This window comes from Dictyobacter halimunensis (genome assembly GCF_036245075.1).
On the sequence record NZ_BSRI01000002.1, the window covers coordinates 5,714,248 to 5,740,431 of the forward strand.

The 26,184-nt window shown below is 56.5% G+C and carries 26 protein-coding genes; 16 read left to right on the forward strand and 10 right to left on the reverse strand.

Annotation, left to right across the window (positions count from 1 at the left end; genetic code table 11):
* Positions 1-179: 179 nt before the first annotated feature.
* The 7 genes from AABA21_RS37900 to AABA21_RS37930 all read left to right on the forward strand — a co-directional run bounded on the left by AABA21_RS37900 (position 180) and on the right by AABA21_RS37930 (position 5,441).
* A complete protein-coding gene (locus AABA21_RS37900; protein ID WP_338258198.1) occupies positions 180-704 on the forward strand; it encodes a hypothetical protein in 525 nt (174 codons plus the stop codon).
* A 189-nt stretch (positions 705-893) separates the two neighbouring features.
* On the forward strand, positions 894-1,514 hold the full coding sequence (gene lspA, locus AABA21_RS37905; protein ID WP_338258199.1) for a signal peptidase II: 621 nt from the start codon (positions 894-896) through the stop codon (positions 1,512-1,514).
* The gene (locus tag AABA21_RS37910) at positions 1,507-2,457 is read left to right on the forward strand and encodes an RluA family pseudouridine synthase (RefSeq protein WP_338258201.1); all 951 of its coding nucleotides are present in this window, start codon (positions 1,507-1,509) and stop codon (positions 2,455-2,457) included. The genes lspA and AABA21_RS37910 overlap by 8 nt, the downstream gene beginning before the upstream one ends.
* A gap of 63 nt (positions 2,458-2,520) precedes the next feature.
* Entirely contained in the window at positions 2,521-2,745 is a 225-nt protein-coding gene (locus AABA21_RS37915) for a hypothetical protein (RefSeq protein WP_338258203.1), read from the forward strand.
* A 177-nt stretch (positions 2,746-2,922) separates the two neighbouring features.
* Positions 2,923-3,225 (forward strand): hypothetical protein, encoded by a 303-nt coding sequence (locus AABA21_RS37920; RefSeq protein ID WP_338258204.1) that lies wholly within the window; start codon positions 2,923-2,925, stop codon positions 3,223-3,225.
* A 302-nt stretch (positions 3,226-3,527) separates the two neighbouring features.
* Positions 3,528-4,154, forward strand: coding sequence for a hypothetical protein (locus AABA21_RS37925; protein WP_338258206.1), 627 nt, complete (start codon positions 3,528-3,530; stop codon positions 4,152-4,154).
* A gap of 435 nt (positions 4,155-4,589) precedes the next feature.
* Positions 4,590-5,441, forward strand: a complete 852-nt coding sequence (locus tag AABA21_RS37930) for a hypothetical protein (protein ID WP_338258207.1) — start codon at positions 4,590-4,592, stop codon at positions 5,439-5,441.
* On the opposite strand, the gene AABA21_RS37935 is transcribed toward AABA21_RS37930, so the two are convergent.
* Both AABA21_RS37935 and AABA21_RS37940 read right to left on the reverse strand, forming a co-directional pair.
* Positions 5,386-6,258: an alpha/beta hydrolase gene (locus AABA21_RS37935; protein ID WP_338258208.1), complete on the reverse strand. Its 873-nt coding sequence runs from the start codon at positions 6,256-6,258 to the stop codon at positions 5,386-5,388. The genes AABA21_RS37930 and AABA21_RS37935 overlap by 56 nt on opposite strands.
* 91 nt (positions 6,259-6,349) lie before the next feature.
* Entirely contained in the window at positions 6,350-6,712 is a 363-nt protein-coding gene (locus AABA21_RS37940) for an HU family DNA-binding protein (RefSeq protein WP_338258210.1), read from the reverse strand.
* A gap of 709 nt (positions 6,713-7,421) precedes the next feature.
* Between AABA21_RS37940 and AABA21_RS37945 the strand changes: the two genes are divergently transcribed.
* Complete coding sequence (locus AABA21_RS37945) at positions 7,422-7,790, forward strand: SaoD/DsrE family protein (protein WP_338258212.1); 369 nt, start codon at positions 7,422-7,424, stop codon at positions 7,788-7,790.
* A gap of 185 nt (positions 7,791-7,975) precedes the next feature.
* Here the strand turns inward: AABA21_RS37945 and AABA21_RS37950 are convergent, their stop codons facing one another.
* Both AABA21_RS37950 and AABA21_RS37955 read right to left on the reverse strand, forming a co-directional pair.
* Positions 7,976-9,574: a sensor histidine kinase gene (locus AABA21_RS37950; protein WP_338258213.1), complete on the reverse strand. Its 1,599-nt coding sequence runs from the start codon at positions 9,572-9,574 to the stop codon at positions 7,976-7,978.
* A 369-nt stretch (positions 9,575-9,943) separates the two neighbouring features.
* Positions 9,944-12,820, reverse strand: a complete 2,877-nt coding sequence (locus tag AABA21_RS37955) for an ATP-binding protein (protein WP_338258214.1) — start codon at positions 12,818-12,820, stop codon at positions 9,944-9,946.
* A 295-nt stretch (positions 12,821-13,115) separates the two neighbouring features.
* Between AABA21_RS37955 and AABA21_RS37960 the strand changes: the two genes are divergently transcribed.
* On the forward strand, positions 13,116-13,319 hold the full coding sequence (locus AABA21_RS37960; RefSeq protein ID WP_338258215.1) for a hypothetical protein: 204 nt from the start codon (positions 13,116-13,118) through the stop codon (positions 13,317-13,319).
* Between the two features lie 251 nt (positions 13,320-13,570).
* Here the strand turns inward: AABA21_RS37960 and AABA21_RS37965 are convergent, their stop codons facing one another.
* On the reverse strand, positions 13,571-14,470 hold the full coding sequence (locus AABA21_RS37965; RefSeq protein WP_338258216.1) for an SPL family radical SAM protein: 900 nt from the start codon (positions 14,468-14,470) through the stop codon (positions 13,571-13,573).
* Positions 14,471-14,994: 524 nt separating this feature from the next.
* Between AABA21_RS37965 and AABA21_RS37970 the strand changes: the two genes are divergently transcribed.
* Entirely contained in the window at positions 14,995-15,546 is a 552-nt protein-coding gene (locus AABA21_RS37970) for a DUF4337 domain-containing protein (protein WP_338258217.1), read from the forward strand.
* Positions 15,547-15,614: 68 nt separating this feature from the next.
* Here the strand turns inward: AABA21_RS37970 and AABA21_RS37975 are convergent, their stop codons facing one another.
* On the reverse strand, positions 15,615-16,151 hold the full coding sequence (locus AABA21_RS37975) for a DinB family protein (RefSeq protein WP_338258219.1): 537 nt from the start codon (positions 16,149-16,151) through the stop codon (positions 15,615-15,617).
* Positions 16,152-16,324: 173 nt separating this feature from the next.
* On the opposite strand from AABA21_RS37975, the gene AABA21_RS37980 reads away from it, so the two are divergent.
* Positions 16,325-17,209 (forward strand): LysR family transcriptional regulator, encoded by an 885-nt coding sequence (locus AABA21_RS37980; RefSeq protein ID WP_338258220.1) that lies wholly within the window; start codon positions 16,325-16,327, stop codon positions 17,207-17,209.
* 252 nt (positions 17,210-17,461) lie between these two features.
* Here the strand turns inward: AABA21_RS37980 and AABA21_RS37985 are convergent, their stop codons facing one another.
* The gene (locus AABA21_RS37985; protein WP_338258221.1) at positions 17,462-18,004 is read right to left on the reverse strand and encodes a hypothetical protein; all 543 of its coding nucleotides are present in this window, start codon (positions 18,002-18,004) and stop codon (positions 17,462-17,464) included.
* A gap of 366 nt (positions 18,005-18,370) precedes the next feature.
* Here AABA21_RS37985 and AABA21_RS37990 point away from each other — a divergent pair, with 366 nt between their 5' ends.
* The 3 genes from AABA21_RS37990 to AABA21_RS38000 all read left to right on the forward strand — a co-directional run bounded on the left by AABA21_RS37990 (position 18,371) and on the right by AABA21_RS38000 (position 20,775).
* Positions 18,371-19,303 carry an LLM class F420-dependent oxidoreductase gene (locus tag AABA21_RS37990; protein ID WP_338258223.1) on the forward strand — a complete coding sequence of 311 codons (933 nt, stop codon included), beginning with the start codon at positions 18,371-18,373 and terminating at the stop codon, positions 19,301-19,303.
* Between the two features lie 22 nt (positions 19,304-19,325).
* Positions 19,326-20,270 carry an NADP-dependent oxidoreductase gene (locus AABA21_RS37995; protein WP_338258224.1) on the forward strand — a complete coding sequence of 315 codons (945 nt, stop codon included), beginning with the start codon at positions 19,326-19,328 and terminating at the stop codon, positions 20,268-20,270.
* An 88-nt stretch (positions 20,271-20,358) separates the two neighbouring features.
* Complete coding sequence (locus AABA21_RS38000) at positions 20,359-20,775, forward strand: PPOX class F420-dependent oxidoreductase (RefSeq protein WP_338258225.1); 417 nt, start codon at positions 20,359-20,361, stop codon at positions 20,773-20,775.
* Positions 20,776-20,867: 92 nt separating this feature from the next.
* Here AABA21_RS38000 and AABA21_RS38005 read toward each other — a convergent pair whose 3' ends face one another.
* Together AABA21_RS38005 and AABA21_RS38010 are read right to left on the reverse strand one after the other, a co-directional pair.
* The gene (locus AABA21_RS38005) at positions 20,868-22,019 is read right to left on the reverse strand and encodes a Gfo/Idh/MocA family protein (protein WP_338258226.1); all 1,152 of its coding nucleotides are present in this window, start codon (positions 22,017-22,019) and stop codon (positions 20,868-20,870) included.
* Positions 22,020-22,209: 190 nt separating this feature from the next.
* Positions 22,210-23,316, reverse strand: coding sequence for a Gfo/Idh/MocA family protein (locus AABA21_RS38010; protein ID WP_338258227.1), 1,107 nt, complete (start codon positions 23,314-23,316; stop codon positions 22,210-22,212).
* Between the two features lie 334 nt (positions 23,317-23,650).
* Between AABA21_RS38010 and AABA21_RS38015 the strand changes: the two genes are divergently transcribed.
* Both AABA21_RS38015 and AABA21_RS38020 read left to right on the forward strand, forming a co-directional pair.
* Entirely contained in the window at positions 23,651-24,184 is a 534-nt protein-coding gene (locus AABA21_RS38015; RefSeq protein ID WP_338258228.1) for a TetR/AcrR family transcriptional regulator, read from the forward strand.
* A 117-nt stretch (positions 24,185-24,301) separates the two neighbouring features.
* Complete coding sequence (locus tag AABA21_RS38020) at positions 24,302-25,075, forward strand: glucose 1-dehydrogenase (RefSeq protein WP_338258229.1); 774 nt, start codon at positions 24,302-24,304, stop codon at positions 25,073-25,075.
* A 129-nt stretch (positions 25,076-25,204) separates the two neighbouring features.
* On the opposite strand, the gene AABA21_RS38025 is transcribed toward AABA21_RS38020, so the two are convergent.
* Entirely contained in the window at positions 25,205-26,128 is a 924-nt protein-coding gene (locus AABA21_RS38025; RefSeq protein ID WP_338258230.1) for a S1C family serine protease, read from the reverse strand.
* Positions 26,129-26,184 lie beyond the last annotated feature (56 nt).

Consider the following 26,184-nt stretch of genomic DNA (forward strand, 5'->3'; position numbering starts at 1 on the left):
TATATGTTTTGAGATGAACATTCTGTCATTCGTCCTAATGAAAAGTATTGATAATGGGGGGATCTGAAAGGAGGAATTATGCCTGAGGGATAAGAGGAAAGAGATGTCTGGCTGATACTATGTGAATGATGATGCGAGTAAATCTCAAGAGAGAGCGTAAAGCGAAAAGGAAAGGCCTTATGGGGACGCAGCCATTAGCAAGGCTGATGTGTAATATCGAGATCGCTCCTGACAATGAGTATGATGCTGACGTGACGGTGGTGCATGAGGTTGGGCGTGAGCTGATCAGCGCGTTGCAGCAGGACGGTTACGCGGTCGCATCGGTCTATAAAGGGAATACCGGGGGGATCGCCCTTTTTTACCAGGTGGCATCGGGGAACGTACCGCTTGAGGACTGGCCGGGTGAGGCGACGGATATGCTGGAGGAGCTGAAATATCTGTTACAGACGGTCAGCCCCATCGCGCGCAAGCTCTGGGTGGCGGGGCGAAGGGCGCTCCAGGCGCCGGCCAGTCTGGGTGTTGAACTGGTGTTGGGAGATATCGAGCTGAACCTGGACCCGAGGGATATGGAGGATGAGGGAAGGATCGCGCTTCTGGCACAGACTATTCTCCAGCGCTATGCCGGTCAGCGGCTGCCCTCCTCGCAACGTATCACGCTCAACGGCAAGATAGCGCATGGCAGATCGGGACGCCGGGGGTTATAGGTGACGGAGACGGAGCGCGCCACAGGATGGGAGGAGACGCGACGGATGCATGCCGGGGGTGAACTGTGATACAATAGGCGTGCCCGGATGGACCCTATCATGTGCGCGTGACTGCCTGGCAGGCTGTGACGGTCGCGATCGCGACTGCTGGTCGACCGAGACAACCGAATTGGATGAAAGAAGGAAATTGTGCCGTTGAAACGTGCCCGTCTGTATGACGTTCTGGCCCTGTGCACGGCGATCGTGGCGATCGTGCTCGACCAATGGAGCAAGGCGCAGGTCGTCCAGAACATGACTGTAGGAAGCGAAATACCGTTTCCGATCCTGGGACACTACCTGGTTTTCAATTATATACATAATTCAGGCGCTGCCTTTGGCATGCTGTCCGGCGGCAAAGGGTCAATCGTGCTGGCCGTCCTGATCGCGGTCGCCGTCCTGGTTGTAGGTTATCTCTACTCGCGCATGCTCAACACCGGTTCCCTGGCCTATAAGCTTATATTTGGATTGATTCTGGGCGGCGCCTTTGGCAACTTGATCGATCGCCTCGTGCACAGCGGGTACGTTGTCGACTTTGTCTCATTCCGCATCCCTGAGATCAACTACTATTTCGCGATCTTCAACATTGCCGACGCCTGTATCTCAGTAGGTGTCGTCCTGTTGTTCCTCATGGTTTTGTTTGGCGGATTCAGGCAACGCCACCAGCTCGAGGGCAGCGGCAGCGCGGGCGAGATCATGAGCACAGAGCCTGTGACGAAAGAAAGGGCGGCGCTAAACAACACCACGCTGCGCACCACGGAAATTGATGAATAAAGACACAACTACACCACCACAGACAACCTGGACGATCACTGAAGAGCACGTTGGCACGCGCCTGGATCGTTTCTTAACCGCGCAGATCGACACCCTGTCCCGCGCCTCCATTCAACAACTGGTAAGCGACGGGGCCATCCTCATCAACGACAAAGCGGCCAGCAAGTCCGGCTACGCCCTGCGGCTCAACGACCGCGTGCAGGTCCAGACCCTGATCCCCTCCTCGGCCGTCAAGAACGTCGTGGCGCAGGCCATGCCCCTTGACATCGTGTACGAGGACTCCGAGCTGATAGTGATCAATAAAGCGGCGGGCATGGTCGTCCATCCAGCTCCCGGCCACTATGAGGACACCCTAGTCAACGCCCTGCTGGCCCGCTATCCCGAGCTCAAGAGCCAGGAGGAGGATCTGCGGCCGGGCATCGTACATCGGCTGGACCGCGACACCTCGGGACTCCTGCTCGTCGCCCGCAACCTGCAGACGCAGGCCGCCCTGATCGAGCAAATGAAGGCGCACCAGATTGAGAAGCGTTACCTGGCCCTGGTCGAGGGCGTCGTCTCGCTCGATCGCGGCAGCATCGATGCTCCCATCGGGCGTGACCCGCGCAACCGCCAGCAGATGACGATTACCTCCATCGACAGCAAAGATGCTGTCACCCACTTCAAGGTAAAGGAACGCTATCAACACCACACCCTGCTCTTGCTGCAGTTGGAGACCGGGCGCACCCACCAGATTCGCGTCCACCTCAAAGCGATCGGCCACCCGGTTGTGGGCGATCCCACCTATGGCACCGGCCGGATCAGATACGGCATTACCCTGCATCGTCAGTTCCTGCACGCCTATCAGCTTCGCTTCACGCATCCTACCACCGGTGCCACCATAGAACTGGAAGCACCTCTGCCGGAGGACCTGCAGAGCATCCTGGACCAGCCCGAATTTCTTTAGTGGCACGTATAGCAGGTACGTAACAGGCGCATCCCGTGCGCGGGAATATGGAAAATAGCGCAGGTGCGCAAGACGCCTCAAAATTGGGAGAAACCCGCCAATCGATTCGGCAAAACGTTGCAGACGCGTCCACAAAAACGAGAAACAGAGGCCTGGGGCGGGCTGGCGCGAGATGTATGCTTTAATCATGCGATCAGCCAGCGTGCCCGGCGTGAAAAAACTGGCGTCTGGACCTGTTCGCCGCGCCTGGGGACGAAAAGGATAAATTCGCCAGAACATAGAGTATAAATCAACACGCCCGCCTGATAATTTCAACAAAAAAACGATAGTATCTATTAAATAATTGACTTGAGGGGCTTGACTAGCAATCGTTTTTAGGGTACTACTATCGTGTCGGTAGGTTTCAAGTCGTGTAGCGCGTACTGGCTTATGTTGACCTTTTGCTGAAAGGTTAGGTTTATCCTCATGCTGATGAAGAAAGCTACCCATTGTGAAGAGGCCGGGACCACTTTCGCGGCTATCGTAGAATTAGCTGATGAAGACCTGGCGAACGTTGTTGCTGGCGCTGGCTATGCCGCAGACCTGTTTGACGAAGACGACCTGGCTTCTGGTGGGGTCCCGTATGGGCAGATTTCTGGTGGGGTCGCCTATGGTTATGGGCAAATGCACAGGCAAATGCACAGGCGTCTTCGTCGCCGGGCCGCCACTCGCCGTCTCTTGAGCCGCTCTCGTCAGAGCCGCATGTCATCAACGACGGTCTCCCCTTAACCACCAGGGCATTTATCAGATTCTTACTCCTTATCAGGATTTCTCACTAAAGAAGTTGGTTCCTCGTTCGTCTCTTTCTGGTGGACCAGAAGATCCGGCGAGGGACCGACTTCTTTGTGCCGTTCGGGGCCGTTCCCGCCACCACTTCTAGCGTATCGGACGCTGCATGTCCTTGCTACCCCTGCCGGGATAGGGTAAAACTAAAGCATTGATGAATATATTTCTATATTCATGGAATACTATTTTTAGCGGCCAGCCTGAAGAGCCGATAGACGGGATTTGTTGCCGGGCGGGAGGATTGTATGTCAGATATAAATATGCGTGTACTTTATGCGGCTGAAGACGCCTTCTGGCTGAATGTGTTTGAGGGATCGCTCAACGGACTGCAGCAGGATGGGGTGATCGCTGGCTGGGAATGTTCCGATGTCTCTACCCGGTCAGTCAGGTCTGCAGAAGGTCGCAATGATGGATGGTATCGAGAAGGAGACGAGCTGGTTTGTGTACTGATCAGTCAGCATTTTTTCGCCAGCGAGTTCAGCGATGGATTGGAGATGGAGCAGCTGCTGGAGCGACACGAAGACGGAGAGCTTGTGCTGGTCCCGATATTGCTCCACGATATTGATTGGCGGCGGACCTCTTTCTCCCTACTGCGCATGCTCGGGGAGCAGGCTCCCTATGCTGTACGCTGGTCGAGCGCGCTGCATGATTTTGTGGCGCTGCCAGAGGCTATACAGCGTGCCACCGAGCTCTATAGTGCCCATACAAAGCCAGCCATCACGACCGCGCCCGATTTCGCCAGCGCTCAGCAGATGGTACGCAAACTCCTGCTAGCCAACTGCCAGCAAGAGATGGCTGAGAAAGAAAGAGAGCGGCCAGACACCATCCAGCCGAGCGCGCAGGGCGATGAAGCAGCCTCCGCTATGAAATGAAGCCGGGAATGGGGCCGCTTCGCGGCAAAGCCGGGGCAAGCCCGGTGCCTACGGTTTGTCCGTTTTTGCACGTTTATAGCCTACATCGCATGTACCACATGTATGGAAGCGATTGGGACATATGGGTAATATTGCTTGAAATCCTGATCAGTTGCAGGTAAAATATGCGTATCTTTTGATGTTGTTTTGTGGATGTGCGGAAAGTTGAACTCCATTTATTGTATGCTGCATGCGCGCGCCAGATGCTGATAGGCTTTTTTTCTCTTTAAGGGCCAGATAGATTGACAGGAGCACGTTTGTTCAATTAAAATAGAACAAAGGTTCTGATTCGGTCGTTTGTTCTATCCCGTGGAGTAAGAAGCGCCCGGAGGGAAGTGGCGTGGTTCGATAGGATAAGCGGGATGTGTGTTTTTGATATCGAGAGGAGTACGCGCGATGCCGACTCTGGAGTCTACTGAGAGGATTGCCCCCAAAAGTATCTTACGTCATCGCCCGATAGAGGGTGGAAGCGGGAATAAGAATGCATCCGATTCCGTGGCTGGTATTGTAACTCCTGTGCCACGGGCCTCACGTCCGAGCGGAGAAGTTGTTGTGGCTGCGGAGCAGCAAGAGAGGGGAGCGATGCCCAAAGAGCCATCGCAGGAGGGTCGGCGTATGCAGGAGACAGCGGCCGGTCAGGGACACCATGGCAAAGATACGGCGACGCGGCACATGGTGTATATGGATCTGTTGCCAACGCGCGTCACGCGGGTCGAAGGGGCCCTGCGCCGGTCGGTGCGCCACCAGCCGCGTCAACTCGTCAAGGTACACACGGCGCCCGCGCGCCCTTTCTGGTTTTATCTTCTCATCGGCATGACATGCACCCTCTTACTATGGATGGTATTGAGTACAGCCGCGGGTTGGTTCTCGACCTGGATGGATGATCTGCACTATGGGCGCCCGCGCACCTTTCAGACCGATGCGCGCGTGGGCCATAACGAGCAGGGGGGCCAGCCCAGTCATTTTATCGCCATCAACCTCCATCGGCACATCGAGGTCATCGAGTTCGCCGGTGGTGATCCCGCGCAGGCCCGCATATTCATGGGGCCCGAGCTCTATCACGCCAGCGACGAACTGGTACCGGTTGAGCTCAAGTTCTCCGATCTCAATAACGACGGCAAGCCAGACATGGTCGTCCTCTATCAAGGGCAGCACCTGGTCTACATCAACGACGGCAAGAGCTTCCGTCTCTCTACCCAGGCTGAGCAGGATGGGATTGAGCAGGCGCTGCAGCGTCTGGGCTGGTAGTCTGCACAAAGCGACCGACCTGTGTAAAGACCTCCTCCCGCTCGGGTCCCACCACGATCATGTGATCGGACTTGTGAAGCCAGCGCAGAAATCTGGGCGTGGCCGCGCGCGCCCGGCGATAGAGAACATCGGCGTTGTGAGGTTTGACAGTGGAATCATTGTGGCTCTGGATGATCAGCAATGGTGTGCGTAACCTATGGAGACGACGACGGCAGTAGGTGGTCAGCGCGAATAGCTCGGCCAGGGCCGGGATGGGCAGGCGCACCATCTGCTTGATGGCCGCGACCGTATGCTGATCGGAAAAATCGATCTGCGCCTGCGGATCGCGCAGACGGGCCTGGCGCAGCGTCTCGGCCTGTACTTTGGGGTCCCTGAAATTGAGGCGCGCCAGCGGATAATACCACTTCATAAAGTAGCGCAAGAGAGGGACCGCACGTGAGGGCCAGCTATCGTAGAAACTGGTGGGAGTTGAGAGCGCCACCACACCCGCGACACGCCTGGGATGTTTAATGCCCAGCAGCAAGGCCAGAACGCCGCCCAGAGAAAAGCCGATCACGAAGACCTGCGGATAGCGAGCCAGTTGTTCCAGGCCCGCCTCGGCTGACGCCAGCCAGTGCTTGCGTCCATAGCGCAGCAGCTCTTCTGGATCGCCACTGTGGCCCGCCAGCGCCACTCCATAGACGCGAATGCCCCGGGCTGCCAGCGCCTCTCCCAGACCGATCATCTCTCGTGGCGAGCCGCTAAAACCATGGATCAGGAGACACGCGCTGGAAGCATCTTCCGGGCCAAGCAAAAAAGGAACGTTCTGTTGAGGCATTGACAAAGACCTCCTATCATACTGCCACACAGGAACTATTTCGGTGTCAGCATAGCATGCCAGGAGGTCACGTATCAAACGAAGAAGGAGGCTAGCGGGTACCGCTGCGCTGCTGCTCAGATTTCTTGCTGCGCCCTGCGGATGCATCCATGGCCGCCTGTGAAAGGACTGCACCGACTGAGAAGCCAACACGTTTGCGGGCCGGGATCGTGATCTGGGCGCCACCGCGGATGGATTTCACACGGCGGGGAGCGACATCACGCAGGTTCCAGGTGCCAAAGCCCATCAAGCGGACCTCGTAGCCCTTGGCGACGCCTTCACGAACAACCTCGGTAAAAGCATCGATAACCTTGTTTGTCTCTTTCAGATTCATTCCAGCTTTGGCAGCGATCTGATGGATCAGCTCGTCTTTGCCAACTACCACGTGATCTCTATCTGTCGAACTTGTTCTCATAAAATTTGTAACTCCTCACAAATGGTTTCGCAGAGAGAAATAGTGCCTCTGCTCATAACGTCAATGCTCTATCGCATTGTCAATGTTATCTGGCAGACTTGCTGCATAAAACAGAACAGTAACCCTGCGCATTGGCAGTCCTGTAATCAGCAATCAGGTGAGCCGCTGATGCGACTAGTTGCTGTACAGCTTTTCCGATTGAATAGCGTAGTGTTGTCTACCACTTTCACTATACAGAGTGCCACCAAATAGTTTAGGTCAGTACCGTAAAGGTTCATTCTTGCCACCTGATTCGCGCCATGCTCAATGGTGCATGCATGCCCGCGCCTCGCGTCAGCGAGCGTGGAAGAAAATCGGGCATCCTTCGTACAAGTATGGCGAAAGCGACATTAAATATGTTAACCTTAACGGTGGCAACAGATTTAGTCGTCCGAGGGCATTGCTATCAACAGTACCGAGCCCGGCTGGATCTCACAGCAGGTGCTCTTTGCGTTCGCGCAATGTAGTCGGATGACGGCTGGAAATATTTAGCAGGATTACCTGACCGCGCCCTGGTAGATGTCTATGAGGGAAGGCTGGTGGCTGCTTCATTGCAGGGCTGCACTGTGTTGTGTTGTTGTCAGATAGACTGATATAGCAGACAAGCGTAGCATGTTTTGTCGTCACCACGGCGAACGCGCATCGCCTCAACAAGAAAGAAGAGAACCGCATGAAAGTTGCCTATATCTTTAGCACAACTGGACACACCGTCAGCTACAAGCTTGGAAAGATGATCCTGCCTCAGCTTGAGGAGCATCGCCACGGGGCCGACGTGATCGGCATGTTCTTTTTCGACGACAACACCTTCGCGCTGCGCAAGGGGAATCCGCTGGGAGAGCGGCTGGGCGCCGTTGCCCGCGAGAACGGCATGTTGCTCATGCTCTGCGACCAGTGCGCCAGCGAGCGCAACCTCGCTGTGCTCCGAGAGGATGGCAAGTATGATCCCGTCGACACCGTCGAAGGGGTGCAGGTCGGGTGTTTTCCCGATCTCTACGCCGCCCTCGAAGGTAATCCTCCTGACCAGGTGATTACGCTCTAAAGAGCGGGGGTAGAAGTGCTCGCCAGCGTGGGGGCGCTGACGCCCCCAATCTTTTTTATGGAGGATGGTCAAAGATGCAACAGCCGTGCGCCGGGCGCACGGCTGTTGCATCTTTGACCATCCTCCATAAATTACTGAGCGCCGTAGGCGCGTAGTGTCATGGCCGAAGGCAGAAATGTTCCATTTCAGGCTGGTGGCTGGCGGCAGAGCGGCAGCGTGAAGAAGAACGTTGACCCTTCTCCTTCGGTGGAGTCGAACCAGATGTGGCCGCCGTGGCTCTCGATGAGCTCGCGGCACAGGTAGAGGCCGAGGCCGGTTCCGCTGATATGCATCGCTTTGACGTTGTCGGCGCGCATGAAGCGTCCAAAGATGCGCGATTGCTGATGGGTCGGAATGCCCAATCCATGATCCTGAACCGCGGTTAAAGCCTCGCTGGCTCCGGCCTCATCGCTGATGGTGACATCAATGGGACCGCCCTGGGGGCTGTACTTGATGGCGTTGGAGAGCAGGTTGGTCAGGACCTGTTCGATGCGGTCGGCATCGACGAAGGCGCATAATGTATCCAAGGAGGTATGCAGGTTGATCTTGTGAATTTGCGTGGTCATCTGGAGCCGGTCGATAACCTGGCGGGCCAGCCAGATGAGATCGACTGATTTTCGCTCAATCTTGAGGTGGCCCGCCTGCATGCGCGTCGCGTCCACCAGGTCCTCCGTAAGCTTGCTCAGTTGCCGGGTTGCCTGACGCATATCCTGGATGATTTTTTCCTGTCGTGTATCTAAAGGTTGTCCCCGGCCGCGAGCCGAGCGTGTCAGCAGCATATCCGCGCCCATAGCTACGATGGTGACCGGGGTACGCAGTTCGTGTGTCGCCAGGCTGATAAATTCATCTTTCAGTTTTTCCGTCTCCTTCAGCGTGGTTACATCCTGGTGGACAACGAGGACGATCTGCTCATCGGGTGGGCTAGCGCTAGCAAGGTGATGAGAAATACGACGGAGGTCCTCCTTATGTTCTTTGAGGGGGATGGCGCCGACCAGGATAGGAATGGTGGTGCCATCGGATCGCCGCACCACTTCCTGGAACTGGTAGATGCTCTCGCCCGTTATAATAGCCCGGTAGGTTGCTAACTGCTGTAAGGGTAGTGCCTGCCCACCAGCGCCCAGCAATTGAATGTTGTTTTCCTTCATAAACTCTGCCATGGGCTGCCCCGGTTTCATCTCGGCACCCCAGACATTGGCCGCCGTCTGATTAAAGAGCAGGATACGAGCATCGGGACCCTGAACGAGGTAAATACTGACGGGTAGCTCATCAACGATGAGCTGCAGAAAGTCAAGCTTTGCCTGCTGCTCGGCCTGGAGCTTGTGTTCGATCCTCTCCAGGCGACGGCGCTCCGTCACATCGCGATTGATCTCCAGGACCGCGATCGGTTTCGCGTTTGTATCGCGTTCAAGTACCTGCCGACTCTCAACGATGATCTGCTCACCTGTGCGGCTGGTATGGATGAGTTCACCTTCCCAATATCCTTTGGCCTCCAGAATACGTTGGATATCAGCGAGCGGGATCGGGAAGCGCGTCTGGAGCAAGGTATGGGTCACCTGCTCCATCGCCTCCTCGGCCGTCCACCCATACAGTTTTTCGGCCCCCTGATTCCAGAGCACGATGGCGCTCTGCGGGTCCCGTACGATAATGGCGTCATGGGCCAGTTCAAGCAGGCGTCCTTGCAAGTCGAGTCGATTTTTGTATGACAGCAGGCATGATTTGGGATATTTCAGCGTCTCGTACTGCATGCTTCCCCCTGGTTGATGAGCTTGTATGCTCGCACTTGCTAGCTCGCTAGAGAAAATATTGGGATATGTCTATCATATGACAAGCATGCAGTAATTGCCAGCCATGCCAGTGAGTATTGTTGGGACTACCTCCTGGCGTACAAGCGGTGAATTTTTAACCGCTCAGGTATCTATCAGGTCTACTTGAGGCAGTTGCGGACCGGTTAAGGGAATAATGCTGCTGCTATATTGGTAAACTGATCAATCTACTACGTCGGAGGTAAAAGTGCGCAGGATGCAGATGAACCGGCTTCGAGGGCAGGAGAAAAATGCACAAAATTTGTCTGGCTTTGTTAGAGCTTTGCCCTTGATTTGTTTCAAGCTTGATGGTTATGGAAGTAGTGATGCCAGGGTTGCCTGGCTCCCGTCCTGCCAGGTGGCCTGGAAGCGGGTGGGGTCGAGCTGAGTGCGCGCCAGGGACAGGGCCTGGCGGTAGGAGGATCGGTAGATGGGAGGCATGGGGGCCACGATGGTCGAGCGGATGCTGGCGGCCAGCCCCCAGCATTGGATGGCCCGCTCGGGCGCTTGCTGGGCGACCAGGACGCTGCCGTAACCCTCCAGGCCGGACGCGATCAGCTCTTTTGCTTCCAACTGTTGGAGGATGGCCAGGCTCTCCTCATAGCTGGAGCGCGCCTGTTGCCAGGAGTTGCGCGAGGCGGCGAGGCGGCCCTGCGAGATCAGGACCTCCGCGCGGCCCATGGGATCGGCGACCGCTTTGAACAGCTGACTGCTCTCATCGAGCAAGAGCGCGGCCTGCCTGTCTTTGCGCCCCATCAGGATATTGGCCTGCAGGTCGAGCGCGTGGGCGACCAGCCGTCGATTGCCGACCGCGCGGAAGAGGTTCAGGCTATCCTCGACCAGCTCCTGTGCCTTCGCCAGATTATGGTCCGACAGGAAGAGCGTGCGCGCCATGTAGTAGAGGGGATAGGCGGTGCTGTCCTGCTCGCCCAGGGAGGCGTACTCTGCCAGGTTCTCTTCCAGCAGGGCATAGGCCTTGCTGTAGCTGCCCTGCGCGATGGCTGTCTGCGCCAGGGCGATGCGCGTCGAGGCGGCCCTCCGCATATTACCACCCTCGCGATCGATGATCAGGGCCTCCTCCAGCAGGCGGCGCGCCACCTTATAAGAATTTTTCGTCAGGGCCAGGTTGCCCTGCAAGCGCAGGATAGCGGCCATCGCGCTTTTATCGCCGCTCTCACGGAACAGCAGCTGGCTCTCACGCAAAAACGCCTCCGCCTGGGGCACCTGGCTCAGCATCAACGCCAGAAAGCCCGCGCTGTGCAGAGCCTGCGCCCTGACCGTCGCCGGGACCTCCTGCTGGCTGGCCAGCGCCTGCGTCAGCAGGCTGGCTCCTTCTTCAAAGTAGCCCCGGATCTCCCAGTAGCGCATCAGCGCTACCCCGAGGCGCTGCGCCTGCTCGACGCGTGTCGGATCGGGATTGTGGTCATTGAGCAGCCAGGCACTGGCCACGCGGATATTCTCATAGCCCTGGTCGAGTTGGTCGAGCCAGAAGACCTGTTCGGCTCCCGCCAGGCGAGGCGCGATCTCCTCGCACCTGGCCACGCTATACCTGCCCAGGGCGCTCAGGGTCGCATCCATCTCACTGGTCTCCGCCAGCCGAGTCGAGCCATAGGTGCGTAGCGTACGCAACTGCCAGAAGCGCGCCTCGCCATTGCCGCCGCGCCGCTGCAGCATGCTCTTATCAACCAGGTTCTCAAGCAGCTCGTTGAGAGGGGTATCAAGCGGTCCCGCGGCCCTACAGATCTGTTCCGCCGCCTCCCGCGTAATAGCCGCCGGGCAAACTGATAATCTGCGGAACACGCGCTGTTCGGCCGGCTCAAGCAGATCATAGCTCCAATCGATGGCCTGCTGCAGTGTCCGCTGGCGCGCGGGGATGTCCTGGACCTTTCCCTGCAACTGCATGCTCTCCTGCTGCAGGTGCTCCAGGAGTTGCGCGGTCGTAAAATAGCGGCTCTGAGCCGCCGCCAGCTCGATGGCCAGTGGAATCCCATCCAGCCGGCCGCAGATGCGCAGGATGTCGGGAGCGTTCTCCGCGGTAAGCTCGAAGGCTGGCTGGAGCGCCTGCGCCCGCTGCACGAAGAGCGCGATCGCCGCCGAGTGAGAAAGGGAGGCGAGATCCGTGACCTGTTCGGGGTTCGGGAGTGGGAGCGGCTGCACCTCGAAGAGGTGCTCGGCTTGCAGGTGAAGCATCGTTCGGCTGGTCACCAGGATCTTCAGCCCTGGACAGCTGGTGAGCAGCTCGGCAACCGCCAGGCGAGCAGAGAGGACATGTTCAAAGTTATCGAGCACTAGCAGCAGCGGCTGATCCGCCAGAACCGTTTGGATCTGCTCAAGCAATGGGGTCCCCTGTTCTTCCTGTATCCCCAGCGCGCGTGCCAGTGTGGACAGCACCTCATCGCTGCTGTGAGCCTCCTCCAGTGCCACAAAGCACACCTCGTTGGCGAACCGCTCCGCCAGCGTGCCGGCTACCTGGAGGGCCAGGCGAGTCTTGCCGACGCCCGCGATGCCGATCAGGGTCAGCAGCCGCACCGCCGGGCGCAGCAGCTGCTGGCAGAGAATCTCCACCTCCTGTTCACGTCCCACAAAGGACGCCGATGGCCGGGGTAGGGGACGGAGCGAGCGGCGTGAGCCAGCGGTCGCAGGCGCAGGAAAGGTCGATGGCAGGCCGGGGATGACCAGTTGAAACAGCTGGCTCTGGCCCGGAATATCCTTGAGGTGATAAGAGCCAAGATCCTGCATGCCAACCTCATCGGGCAGATCGTTGTCCAGCAGGTCATGCGTCGCCTGCGACAGCAGCACCTGTCCGCCGTGGGCCGCGCTCATAATACGCGCCGCGTGATGGACATCCAGGCCGACGTAGCCCTCCTCGACCGCCTGCGGCTCGCCTGTGTGGATACCCATGCGCACCCGTACCGTGACATCCTCGGGCCATTGGGCCTCAGCCAGGGAATGCTGAGCGATCACGGCGGCCATAATCGCATCGCTGGCGCGCTCAAAGACCACGAAGAAGGCATCGCCCTGCGTATCCACCTCGAAGCCCTGGCTGTGGGCGAAGGCGGCGCGCATCAGGCGGCGGCACTCGCGCAGCATGTCCGCGTACTGGCGGCCCAGCTGGCGCAGCAGGCGCGTCGAGCCCTCGATATCTGTGAACAGCAGCGTTAACGTTCCAACAGGAAATTGTCGCATCATCTCTACCCGGCTCCGTCTACAGGAATGGCTGTTTTCTATCCTTTGCGCCAATAATATCACATCCATGTTGCAAGAGAAACCGGCCCTGGAACGTGCGCACCTGGGGGCGGGGGTGTCCGTCATTTTTTTGCAAAAAGAACGAAAGGCAACAAGAAAAATGAAAATGCGTCCATAGGTTCGGTCCTTGCGGCCAATACGTTCAATGTAAGATCATGCAAAACGAGAAAAGATTATAGTACGTGCGGGGCTTGCCCCCGCTTGCTTCCTTGCCGCTCATCAATGCAGGCTTCTGCTGATGCAAAACATTTTTCTTGCTGCTTGCACCTTTCACCAGGTGGTTGAGGTGAGTACGCCCGTTGAGTGCCTGGGGATCCGCAATTCGGCTGGCTATGACAAGATATACCACCAGCCTGATGGCACGACCACGACCGAGAGAACCTATCATCAAGACCTCTTTGGCATGCTCAATGCCAGCAAGGAAAGTTCCCTTGAACAATAACCGTGGATACCGTGTTTTCTCTTCGAACATGTCCGTTTCAAAGAGAACGGTGGTGTTCGGGGAGGGGTAATCGGAGGCGAGCTCCGAACCTATGGGGGCCGAAGGCGGCCCTCACGTGAATATGGACATGCTCGTCAAATGTAAGGTATGTATATTATCTTCGATGAGTTCTTTATATCTGGCGACTCGCTGAGTGAGAGAAACAATAGGAATGCTTACACTATTAGCCAGCAGTGCGTACTCCAGCGACATCAGAGCAATCGTGGTTGTGCCACAAGATCCTCTGCTTTCTGGGTTCGAGGTGGGATGCTGAAGCCATCGAGGCTCCAGCCGATGGTGATGTCTGTGGCCCGCGGGTGGTGGCTAAGATGGTCGTAGAGCTGGTGGGCGTGGCGCGTCTCGGACCAGTTGGGGACAGCCTGGGCGTAGGGGCTGTGGGATGTGCGATAGCCGTCCGTGCCGTCGCCATCGACCATGGTATCGACGACGATGCGCCGGGTGCCGCTCTCGATCAGCCACTGTCCAAACTGCTCGGTGGAGGTGTAGGGGAGGCAGGGGCTGACCGCGATCTGGGTTGGGATGTCTAATTGGCTGGCCGCACGCACCGCCTGCCAGCGCTTCTCCAGTGGAGGTCCACCTCGCAGGTTCTTGAGATAGGATTGGTCGTCGGTCTCGATGGTCATCGACAGCCAGGCGTAGGGAATCTGCTTGATCAACGGCAGGTCGCGCGCCACCAGCGGGGAGCGCGTCTGGATGAGCAGCAGATCGAGATCGGGATAGCGTGCGAAGACCTCCAGGCACTGGCGCGTGAGCTGATATGTGTTTTCGAGGGGCTGATAGGGATCGGTCGAGCTGCTCATAAAGATACGCAGCTTCTGACGCGTGGCTGGCCGCATCCTCGCCAGCGCTTCATCGAGCAACTGTGGCGCATTCGCTTTGATGTGAACCGCGCTACCCCAGGTCGCGCTTCCTCCCACGAAGGACCAGTTGGGGAGAAACTGCGCATAGCAGTACATGCCACAGGTGGTCGACCCGAAGCCACAGCCCACATAGGACGACAGGGTATGGGTATATGGATATGTCCCGCTCGCCAGAAAGCCGCCGCGCTGGGGACCAAGGATGCTCTTTGCTTCTCTAAGATGAATCTCCATGCCGATCCTCTATCTATGAATGCTTCTAGGACATATGTTCACTTTAACCGCCTGTCGAGTATATCATACGGGTCAACTCGCCCCAACCAGATGAAAATGTGGCATCAAACCGGCTTAATCTTAAAAGCTCTTTATTTGAAGATAACGTGTTTATTTGTCATGTACCAATAAAGGAGAAAACGTAGGTTCGGGCCTTGCGCCCGATTTTTATTTTCAAGCACGAATGTGTTCGAAATAAACGTTTTTATGGTACATGATCACATGAGAGCGATAAATCGGGCGCAAGGCCCGAACCTACGAGCGGACGTTTCCGTGTGGGGAGAGAGTGGGTTTTTAAGGCGAAGGGATGAAAAAATAACCTGGTGGTAGCTCTGGCTGACAAACGCAGCAAGTTTCTCCTTAGCGGCTTTGGATAATCAGCAGGTGTATATAACGAACAATAGTTCTTTACGTCTATATGTATGTATATATGTTCACTTCTGCTAAAAATATTGTTATGCTAAGCACCAAAAAGAGGGACCTTTATGCTGCATAAAGAGGCGATTGAAGTTAAAGAAAAGATTGAGGAGGCGATCGAACATGCAGGGCACTGGAACAAGTACCTGGCGATTACCACTGCCCTGATCGCGGTCCTGGCGGCCATTATAGCTTCAATGGCCGGAAACTATTCCAGCGAGGCGTTTCTGCAAAAAAACAATGCGATTTTCCTGCAAAGTAAAGTCACCGACGGCTGGTCCTACTATCAGGCCAAGAGTATCAAGTATAACCTTGCCTTAAATTTTTATGCGCAAAACCATGATCCAAAGCTCAAGACAGATATCGCGCGTTATCAAAAGGAACAGGATACCATCTCTAACGACACCAAACGCCTCGAAACTCAGGTCCAGGCGGCCAATGATCAATCGGCGCTCATGCTGGCCAGGAGCGAAAAGCTGGATCAGGCAACCCTATTCTGCCAGATTGCTATTGCCTTGTCCGCTATGAGTGCCCTGCTCAAGAGGAAATGGCTATGGGTCGGGTCCATTATCGTCGTGGGCGTGGCGCTGATCCTCTTTATCAGCGGCATCATCTCGTGACCTGATGCCTTTCGCGATCGCTTGCGCCGTACACGTATCGTGCAAGCGACCGCGAAAGAGATTGTGGATTACGCTGTGACGCGTCGCATCATGGCCTTGAGCGCTTCTATCTCGCCCATGTGGCCGCAGGTGCCGAGGAAGACGGTCTGGAGCAACTGTTGTTTGGTGCGTGGAGCGCCTGGATAGAGCGGTTCTTGCAGCAGTTCGGATGAGGGTAGGGAACGCAGGAAGGTTGAGAGCGCATCACTGGTCTGACGCAGGTATAGGAGTAGATCCTGGGCGCTCAGAGGAGGTATGGCTGCGACCTCTTGCAGGGTATAGCCTGTTACGGCGCCCAGGCCTTGCTCGCCGATGCCTTGTGGATTGTAGCCGGTGCGTTCGGCCCAGCCGCGTGTAAGCCAGAGCTCCTGCTTGGCCGGTTGCCCTTGCAGAAGGCGTGCGGTTACATCCAGCCAGCGGCCGACATGCCAGACCGTCACCCCGATCGAATTTCCTTCCGCGTCCGGCTGCCAGGCCAGTTCCTGTTCTGTGAGATTCTTTACCTCGCGGTACGCCCATTTCGACAATAGTGTAATGAGGTCGGCGTATAGTTCAACATCTTGCATTATAATCTCCCTTCATTCAGCCTAAAGGTATGGTAAGTGTGTGTACAACTCATGTTTTTCTAGTCACGCGCGTTCTTCATGAAGACCTATCAAGCATAGGGGCTGGTATGTTATAGTGTCAATATAAACTTTTTGAACGTTTCTTTCATTTCCGCTGAACGAAGGGAGGGCGTGTGGAACTACGTTACCTGGCGACCTTTCAGACGATTGTGCGCGAGGGGAGCTTTATTCGGGCGGCGGAGAGCCTCTCCTATGCGCCCTCTATGATTACGCTCCATGTGCAGCACCTGGAAGCGGAACTGGGCTTTAAGCTCTTTGTGCGGCAGGGTAAGCAGATCCAGCTCTCGACCGCCGGGCAGGCGCTTTACGAGCAGGCAGATGCCCTGCTGCAGCACGCGCGTACGCTTGAACAGACGATGAAGGAGATCGTTGCTGGCGAGGCCGGAAGCCTGCGCATGGGGGTAATTGAGCCTGCGGCCAGCGTCTATCTGATGCCCCTGCTGGCCACATTCTGTCAGCGCCACCCACAACTGCAGGTGACGCTGGAGGTGATGGGGACGCGCTTCATCTGCCAGCGTATAGCGGCGGGCCAGCTTGAGATTGGCCTCTGCTCTCCTCCTCCAGCTGATTTGGGGCTGACATTTGAGCCGCTCTTTTTTGAACCCATCGCCTTGCTGATCCCGGAGTCCCACCTGCTGGCCCAACAGGAGCAGGTAACGCCTGCCGAACTGCAGGGGCAACGCCTGCTTCTCACCGGTCAGTACTGCGCCTACAGGGAGACGATTGAGCACTTTTTCACCCCGCGTGGCCTGAGCGCGCAACCGTGTATGGAGATCAGCAGTTTTGAAGCACTCAAGTATGGGGTGAAGGCCGGCATTGGAATCGCCATCATCCCATCCAGGGTCGCCACCCCTCTCCTTGAAGGGACCGTCCTGCGACCACTGACCGACTGCGAACAACTGACCCTGCCTGTCGGCATCGTTCGCTCGCCCCAGCACTACGTCTCACGGCCCCTACTGGAAAACCTCATCGCTGACCTGCACCGACTATCTCCCTGAATTTCTTATAGTTATTAATTCATCATCTTTTTTCAATTTGAAACGCAAGAATCCGATAGTTTTTCTGTGCTGAATTCATCTTCGGTGCGATAAGCATGCAGAACCTAAGTGCGAACGAAAAGAGGCCAGCAAAAAAGGGTGGATGCAATTGCAAATGGCGCTATTTCCTATTGTTTTGTTATCCACAAATCATCTTTATACATGATTATAGTATATTATTTTATATGTTATAATTTTATTAAATTTATGCTGCTACAGCTGTTGTAGATCTATTTGCTCACATTTCTTCCAGCCATAGATGATGCAGATGAGGGAGAGGCCGAAGCAGACGGCGCTTAGCCAGAAGAAGATCCATTTGAACTGTGAGCGTGGGAAGCTCATGGCGCTCAGAGCGGCGATCCCCAGTATGATATAGAGGAAGAGTTGAATGCGTTCACCCATATACTGTTTGTGGGTTACCCTGTCAGTGTAGAGCTGGTGCCAGATGGCATATAATCGGGGATTGGCCTTTTCGACCAGGATCTTTTGATGTGAGCGCAGCGTGCTCATCATGATGCCCTGATAGGCGTTGAGGGCGGCTGTCACCAGGGCCAGAAAGCCAACGCCCACATCGAGGTAGTTGAAGTCTGGCTGCGTGAGGGACGCTGCAATTACGGTGCTGGATACCGTGACAAAGGCCAGCAAGATATGGTTTTGTAGCTGAAGCCTGGCCGTGATTTCGCGCCCGATATCCCTGTACAGGTCGTTGCTAGCGATCTCCGGCCTGCTTTGTTGCTCAGTCGTTATGCTTCTCATTCCCTCTCACTTGTGCGCGGAAAAGTTTTCGCCTCTCTGGTATATCGCCCCTCTCAGCAAGCCCGTTCTCATTTAGTATAGCCTGAAGTACCAACAACATGCTTTCTGAGCAGGTTCTGGCCCTTTGTACAGGGAATTGCTCTTCTTCTGGACAGTGAGATGGTTCTGTTTATCACCTATACTTCACTGGTGATGTGATGCCGCGTCATTTTTCATCAGCTTTCTACATCATGATCGGAATTACTGTTGAATGGATGTATTGATAGTCACCCCTGGTAAAAGCACACAGCTTTTGCTAGCCTCACGAGGTGAGTTGATAAACATTGTCACGAGACATACTTCTTTGAGAAAAGAGATATTTTATTTATGTCAATGAAATTTGGAATAGCGCTCCCCCAGGGTACACTGATGGAATTGGCAGGGATCACAGACCCGATGGAGGCCTATGAGACCATGACACAGGTCGCTTTGACTGCCGAGGAGGTGGGTTTTGATTCGCTCTGGCTCTCTGATGCTTTCTGGGCTGGCGACCCTTCTCAAAACCTGTTTGAGTGCTGGACGACGGTGGCGGCGCTCGCACGTGATACCAGGCGTGCGCGCATAGGCCAGATGGTCACCTACAGCGGGTTACGTCAACCCGCGTTGCTGGCTAAAATGGCCTCAACGGTTGATGTGATGAGCCATGGCCGGCTGACTCTAGGCATCGGATCAGGCTACCCTGGCCTTGAAGCGCAGTTTCAGGCGTATGGCTACGCTTTCCCTGATATTGCTGTTCGCTCACGGCAACTGCGCGAAGCAGTTCAGGTCTTGCTTGCTATGTGGACACAGGAGGAAGCGACCTTTGAAGGGACCTATTATCAGATTCGTGGCGCGATCAATCAGCCCAAAGGGGTACAGCGACCACATATCCCCTTGCTAATTGGAGGCAACGGTGAGCAGGTCACCCTCAAGTTGGTGGCACAGTACGGCGATGCCTGCCATGTATTTGGCGATCCAGCTACGCTGGTGCACAAGTTTGCTGTGCTCAAGCAGCACTGTGAGGAGGTTGGACGCGCATACTCCAGCATCAGGCGTATGAGCATCGCGATTTGTTCACTGGCTGATACCGATGAGCAGGCCCAGGCCCGTCTTCCAGAGACGGCCAGAGCTTTCGGTGGCGGCCTGATCGGCAGCCCCGACACTATCCGCCACATACTCACGGCGTTCGAGCAATCTGGTGTGCAGGAGCTGATTCTCCGCTTTCCCAATGCGCGTGACCTGGATGAACTGAGGCGCTTCGGGCGAGAGTTTATCGCGTAGAACCTGAGGAAAAGGAGAAAAGATGACTCTGGCAACACAAACTATGTGGGCTGCTCGCGTCTCTAACTATGGTGGATCTGAACAGCTCAAGTTCGAAAGGATAGAGCGTCCACAGCCACTGGAGGGCGAAGTGCTCCTGCGCGTCCACGCGGTGGGAGTGAACCCAATAGACTGGAAGATTCGTCAAGGCCTCCTCAAAGAGTTCATGCCGGTGACGTTTCCCTATACTCCAGGCATCGAGGTGGCGGGAGTGGTCGAGGAGATTGGCCGTGATGTGAGGGACTTCCAGATTGGAGATGCCGTCTTTGGACAATGCCAGGCCGGAGCCTATGCCGAGTATGCTGTGGTAGAGGCCTCGGTCCTTGCTCACAAACCCCAGGTACTGAGTTTTGTCGAGGCTGCTGCCGTCCCGGTTGGAGCAACGACGGCCTGGAGAGCGCTGTTTGAATATGGCAAGCTGACCTCCGATCAATGGGTGTTGATTGTCGGAGCCGCAGGTGGGGTTGGGTCATGGGCGGTCCAGTTGGCGAAATGGAAAGGGGCGCAGGTGATCGGCACGGCCTCCACGGCGAATCTCAATGTTGTGCGCTCCCTTGGTGCGGATATGGTGGTAGATTACACAACGACTGTTCTTCATAGTGTCGTTCAGCAGGTGGATCGGGTGCTCAATGCGGTCGGAGGAGAGACGCTCCTTCACTCTCTAAAAACGCTCCGACGCGGAGGAACGCTCATCTCTCTTGCCGGTCCTCCTCCACAGCAAGAAGCACAAGCATGCGGTGTTCGTGCCATGATGATCCACTCTCAACCTTCGAGCGATATCTTGCAGATGCTAGTCCGCTTGATTGATGCTGGCCATCTCAAGGCGATCGTGGGGAAGACGTTCTCGTTCAGTGAAGTGCGACTAGCTCATGAGTACAGTCGGAGTGGTCATGGATGCGGCAGGATTGTGCTAGAGATGAGCGCATGAAAAAGAGGACGTATTTGCAATAGAAGTTCCATCGGGGCCAGACCTGATGCATTGTCAAAATGTGAGCTGTGTAGAAGCGAGGTGTCATGTGAGCAAGTTTACCAGGGCAGAATTAGAGTACTTACGGTCGCAGCAGAGGGGGAGGCTGGCAACGGTTTCTCGCCGTGGGGACCCCCAGGTCAAAGCGGTCGGCTTCCGATATAACGAGGAGCTTGACACAATCGATATTGGTGGATTTGAGATGGAAAAGTCGCAGAAGTTTCGCAACATTGCCAACAATCCTAGCGTCTCCTTTTTAGTAGACGATGTCTTGCCAGATGGGAGCCCGGGCTTCATCGAGATACGGGGATATGCTCAGACTCTTGCCTCTGGCGGGCAGAACATTGATCCCACTCTCAGTCCAGCCATGATTCGTATTGCTCCCAGGCGTATTATTGCCTGGGATAGATCGGGCCGGTTCCCTTTTTCGAGCCGCATGGCCGAAAAAGATGGCGCTCACCAGTGAAATAGGATTCCACCAGACAATGAAAAGCCCGGCGGCCCTCTCCGTGAAAGGATGGCCGCCGGGCTGGCACGTTGTTGTTCGGTCGGGATGGGTTAGAGTTTCATGTCGACCCAGGTGGCGCCCTTCTGGGAGCTTTCGACGGCTTTGGTGATGAAGAGCATGCCGCGCAGGCCGTCGTAGACGGTGGGGTAACCGCCGAGGGGTTTCTCACCGGATTCGACGCGCCGGATGTCGGCGATGGCCATGCGGTAGATGTTGGCGAAGGCCTCGAAGAAGCCCTCGGGGTGTCCACCGGGCGTGCGTGCGGCCGCGCGTGCCTCCTCACTGGTGTAGGGCGCGTTGGTGCGATAGATCTGCGTCGGCTGTCCTGGCTGCTTGAAGAGGAGCGTGTTCGGCTCCATCTGGTGCCATTCGAGTCCAGCGCGCGTGCCGTAGACGCGGATGTTGAGGTTATTCTCCTCGCCGGCCGCGATCTGCGAGCAGGTCAGCAGGCCCTTGGCGCCGTTCTCCAGGCGCAGCAGCATGTTGGCGTCGTCGTCGAGCTGGCGTCCCGGCACAAACGTACTCAGGTCGGCGCTCAGCGAGGCGATCTTCTGGCCGGTGATGAACTCCATCAGGTTCTCGCCGTGGGTGCCGATGTCGCCCACACAGCCGGCGATACCGGACTTCGTGGGATCGGTGCGCCAGGCGGCCTGCTTGTTGCCGGCCTGCTCCTGTGGCTCCATCAGCCAGTCCTGGATGTATTCGACGATCACCTTGCGAACCTCGCCCAGGGCGCCGCTGCGCACCAGGTCGCGTGCCTGGCGCACCATGGGATAGCCGGTATAGTTGTGGGTCAGGGCGAAGATCAGATTCTTGCTCTCGACCAGCGCCACCTCTTCCTGCGCCTGCTCCAGGCTGAAGGACATGGGCTTATCGGAGACCACGTGGATGCCGTGCTGCAGGAAGGCTGTGGCCACCGGATAGTGCATATGGTTGGGGGTAGCCACAATCACAAAGTCGATGCCATCGGGTCGGCTGGCCTCTTTCTCGGCCATCTCCTCGAAGCTGGCGTAAGAACGATCCAGGAACCAGGCCTTGGCTGAATCCGCGGCGCGCTGTGGATCGGTCGACATGGCGCCCGCCACCACCTGCGCCTGTCCATCCAGTTCAGACGCGACGCGATGGACCGCGCCGATAAAAGAACCTTTGCCGCCGCCCACGATGCCGGCTCGTAATCGTCGATTCGCTACGTCTCTGCCCATTGCAGTGTTCTCCTATCTGTCACTATGGTACAGCGGTTATGTGTAGATATGCGTGCGTGGTGAGGCATGACTGCTGTACCTTTGCCATTTAGAGATATATATGAAGGATACCACGCGTAGATGATATATGAGAATAGGTGCAGGCCGGGAATGGCTGACATTCCCGGCGCTACGTTTTCCCTGCCCGGGATTAGCGATCCTCGCTCCAGTCGTGTTTGCCTGGATTGAGAGGGGCCGGGCGCTCGCACATGCTGGTCAGCTCGATGTGCTTGTTCTGGTCGGAGGCGTCATGGAAGGCCTCCATGATGTCGAGCACGTGGTAGGCCAGGTCGCCGTTGGCGCGATGGACGCGACCAGAATTGATGGCGTGGGCCATGTCGGCCAGGCCGATGCCACGGCTATTCTCCGAGTAGGCATGCGTCAGCGGCACCTCGCGCCACTCTTTCTCCTGTGCCGTACGCACGTAGACGGGTCCGCCGAAGGTATTAGGATCGGGCACGACCAGGGTTCCCTCGGTGCCATAGATCTCGATGCGTGGCAGCTGGTGGGACCAGACGTCGAAGCTCATGATGATCGAGCCGACGGCGCCGCTGGCGAAATCCATTACACCCGCGATATGCGTCGGCGTATTGACCTGGATCTTCGTGCCATGGCGCGGCTGGCTGGTAATCATGCGCTCCGGGAACGTGATGCGGGCCGAGCCGGTCACGCGGCGCACGGGTCCCAGCATGGCGATCAAGGCGGTCAGGTAGTAGGGTCCCATATCGAACATCGGGCCGGCGCCTGGCTGGTAGAAGAAGCTGGGATCGGCGTGCCAGCTCTCGGGACCGTGGCCGAGCATGAAGGCGGTCGCGCCGATCGGCTCGCCGATCGCCCCATCGTTGATCAGCTGGATGCAGGTCTGGATGCCGCCACCCAGGAACGTATCGGGGGCACAGCCCACGCGCCGGTTTTGGCCCTTGCCCACCTCGAGCAGGGAGCGTCCCTGCTGGCGATTGATGGCCAGCGGCTTCTCGCTATAGGTGGCCTTGCCGGCCTCAATGGCGGCCATGCCGATCTCGGCGTGAACCTTCGGGATGGTCAGGTTGAGAACGATGTCGATCTCGGGATCGGCCAGCAGTTCCTCGGGCGTGCAAGCTTTGGGAACGTTGTAGCGCTGCGCCTGGGCACGGGCGCGGTCCATATCGATATCCGCGCATGCAGTGAAGTTCAAAATGTCAAATTTGCTCGGGGCTTCCAGGTAGATAGAACTGATTTGTCCACAGCCAATCACACCTACGTTGGTTTTCTTTGTCATGGTAGAAATAGGACTCCTCTTCCTGTTAGGGCACGATGATGCCAGAGTTTATTGTAAACATCATACCATGGCAAGAAAAGGTTTTCCAAGAAAATGTAGGGGGAATTTGTTTTTTGGTGGCGTCATTTGCGGCGTCCCCAAAAACAAATTCGCAGGGGAGGCCCTGTAACCCTTTTGAGGCGTCGCTTGTGGTGGCGAGGAGGAGAGGAAATGGAGATGTTCATCCTTGACTATTCATTCCAACATGGTATATACTCCTTCACAAGGAGGAATAGAAGACTGTTTTATGGCGGGAAGGAAAGCATTTCAACCATCTCTGGTTCTGGAAAAGGCCATGAACGCATTTTGGGAGCGAGGATACGAAGGTTTATCGGTTGAGGACCTCGTCCAGTGTACAGGCATTGGACGCGGCAGCCTTTACGACACATTTGGCGATAAACATTCGTTGTATCTTGCCGCGCTCGATCGTTATATTCTCTTTAATAGAGCACAACGCGCTACCCTGTTGGAGTACGAAGGTACGCTTTCAGAGGCGCTGGAGCACAACTTCCAGGTGTATATCGATCTCTTGCTGAGCGATCCGGCTCATCGTGGATGTTTTCTGGTCAATGCATCCTTAGAGATGGCTCCTCATGATTCAGAGGTTTCCCAAAAAGTACAGGCGGCCTTCGCGGATATTGAGGAGGTGTTCTATACTATTCTGATCAGGGCGCAGGCCGCCGGCGAACTTGACTGGAAGCGTGACCCTCATCAACTGGCCCGTTTCCTGCTGGGTACCATGATAAGCATTCGCGTACTTGCGCGCAGCAATGCCGGCCGTGAGACCCTTGAAGATATTATGCATACGGCATTATCAGTGTTTCAGTAATTTTTTTGTGCTAATGTTGGAATGATCATTCCAACATTAGCATGGTAGGTACCTATAAAGCAGTGAAAGCGTTGCTTATAGCCTGGCGATCTTTTCTGCACTACAAGGAGTTTTGTCATGAAATTGGAAAATAAGACGGCGTTGATTACAGGGGGAAGTAGCGGTATAGGGTTGGCGACCGCGCGCCTGTTTGTCGCGGAAGGCGCACGGGTCGCTATTACAGGGCGCGATCAGGCCAGGCTGCAGGCGGCTGCGCAGGAACTAGGTTCTGAAGTTGTGACCATTGTCGCCCACACCAGTGATGTCGAGGCGATGGAAGCTGCGATGGCGACGGTCGCTGAGAAGTTTGGTAATCTGGATATCGTGTTTGCGAACGCTGGCATCTCTGGATCGACACCATTGGGGAAGACCACGCTCGCCGTGTTCGAAGAAGTTCTGAAGACCAATCTGACGGGGGTCTTTTTTACCGTCCAGGCGGCTCTACCATACTTGAACGATGGATCATCGATCATTCTCAATGGTTCGGTGCATGCTGTGCTTGGTGCGCCTGCATACGCGGCCTATGCCGCCAGTAAGGGTGGCGTCCGCTCCATGGGTCGTGTGCTCGCTTCTGAGCTCTCACCACGAGGAATCAGGGTCAATGTTGTGACCCCGGGTGGCACCTCTACCCCGATCTGGTCACGCCTGGCCCCTACCCCTGAAGCAGTCAGCGAGGTAGAGCAGCGCATCACGAGAGGGATCCCCCTGGGCCGTTTTGGCAAGCCCGAAGAGGTCGCAAAGGCGGTGCTATTCCTTGCTTCTGACGATGCGGCCAATATCCAGGCCGCCGAGATTGTCGTCGATGGTGGCACTACCGGAGCCCCGTCCGGAGCGCCCATTTATCGGTCGTAGACATTTGTGGAGACAAAGAGGTAACAAGCAGAAAAAGATCTGAGAAGAGGGTCGGCCGCGCCCGGCCCATGAGTGCCCGTACCCCGGTAGGAGGGTCTTGCTGACTCTTCTACCGGGGTGCGTTTGCGTTTATTGGGCGACGATAAGGGTGGTGGTGAGGGTTTGGAGGGTGCCCCCACGAGAGATTTTGAGGGTGACGGATTGGCCAGGCGCTTTGCTGGCGAGGTGCTGGCGGATGGTGTGGACGCCGGAGATGGGCTGGCCTTCGAGTTCGAGCAGCAGGTCGCCGAGCAGGATGGATTGCTGGTCGGTGGGGCGCTCGATGAGGCTGACGACAAGCAGGGCATTGTCGCCGTGGCCATCGGGAAGCTGCTGCTTGATGGCGGCTGGCAGCTCGATCTGCTGTAGGCCGACGCCGAGGATGGCCTGGGATTTCGGGAGGTCCTTGAGCCATGCGCTGACGACGTTGCTGGGTATGGAGACCGAGAGGTCACCGCCGAAGATCATGGCGTTGATGCCGACGACCTCTCCATCGGCGTTGAGCAGGGGTCCGCCGGAGTTGCCGGGGGCCAGGCGTACGTCCGATTTGATGTAGGGAATGCTTACCTCGGGCTCGACCTGGCGTGTGCTCATCGTACTGACGACGCCGGCCGTGACCGTCCAGCGCTGTCCCCAGGGGTGACCAATGGCGAAGACCCATTCGCCGACGCGCAGGCTGGCGGAGTCGCCGGCGGGCAGTGTGGGTAGCGGCTCTGTGCTGTCGACCTTGAGCAGGGCCAGGTCGAACTGCGGCTGGCGATGGAGGACGCGGGCCGGCAGAGTACGTCCATCGGTAAAGTGGATCTGAATGTCGGCGCCGTCCTGTGGGACGACGTGATTGTTGGTGATGATCTGGCCGTCCGCCTGCCAGACGATGCCGGTGCCGCCGCCGTGACGCTCGTTACGCACCTGCACGATGGCTGGTCGCACGTGGTTGAAGAGTCCGCTGAGCGTAGATGAAAAGGCATCAGGTAGCGGCGATGAAGACTGTATGGAAGGTGTTGATTGTGTCATATTGAAAACCGATCCGTTCTCTATGTTGTTCAAATACTGTATGCCTATACCTAAAG